The sequence below is a fragment of the Pseudomonas sp. 05T35 genome, assembly GCF_056396605.1.
Genome location: NZ_JBFTLU010000759.1, coordinates 1 through 1,146, shown reverse-complemented (window position 1 = coordinate 1,146; position 1,146 = coordinate 1). Strand labels below are relative to the sequence as shown.

General features: G+C 60.8%; 1 protein-coding gene. It reads left to right on the top strand.

The features are described 5' to 3' along the window. The coding region (gene nadB / locus AC1DH9_RS29580) for an L-aspartate oxidase (protein WP_477809387.1) at positions 1 to 1,146 on the top strand (1,146 nt) is incomplete at both ends.

Genomic DNA, 1,146 nt, shown 5'->3' with positions numbered 1-1,146 from the left:
ATTCAATGGCTGATCGATCAGGGGGTGCCATTCACCCGCGATGAACAATCCGGCACTGAAGACGGGGGTTTCGAGTTTCACCTGACCCGCGAAGGCGGCCACAGCCATCGGCGCATCATCCATGCCGCCGATGCCACAGGCGCTGCGATTTTCAATACCTTGCTTGATCAAGCACGACAACGGCCGAACATCGAACTGCTGGAGCAGCGGGTCGCCGTTGATCTGATCACCGAAAAACGCCTGGGCCTGGAAGGTGATCGCTGCCTTGGCGCCTATGTGCTCAATCGCGGCACCGGCGAAGTCGATACCTATGGCGCGCGATTCGTGATCCTCGCCTCCGGCGGTGCTGCGAAAGTCTATCTCTACACCAGCAACCCTGACGGCGCTTGCGGCGACGGCATTGCCATGGCCTGGCGTTCGGGCTGCCGGGTGGCGAATCTGGAGTTCAACCAGTTCCACCCCACCTGCCTCTACCACCCACAAGCCAAAAGCTTCCTGATTACCGAAGCCCTGCGTGGTGAAGGCGCACATTTGAAGCTGCCGAACGGCGAACGCTTCATGCCGCGTTTTGATCCACGCGCCGAGCTGGCGCCACGGGACATCGTCGCCCGGGCCATCGACCACGAGATGAAGCGCCTGGGTATCGACTGCGTGTACCTGGACATCAGCCACAAGCCTGAAGCCTTCATCAAGTCGCACTTCCCGACGGTGTACGAACGCTGCCTGGAGTTTTCCATCGACATCACCAAGCAGCCGATCCCGGTGGTTCCGGCTGCGCACTATACCTGCGGTGGTGTCATGGTCGACCAACACGGCCGTACTGACGTGCCCGGCTTGTATGCGATTGGTGAAACCAGCTTCACCGGCCTGCACGGTGCCAACCGCATGGCCAGCAACTCGCTGCTGGAGTGTTTCGTCTATGCCCGTTCGGCGGCGGCAGACATTATTAAACAACTGCCGCAAGTCGCGATTCCGAGCACCCTGCCCGCCTGGGACGCCAGCCAGGTCACCGACTCCGACGAAGACGTGATCATTGCGCACAACTGGGATGAGCTTCGGCGATTCATGTGGGACTACGTAGGCATCGTGCGCACCAATAAGCGCCTGCAACGCGCCCAGCATCGCGTGCGCCTGCTACTGGACGAG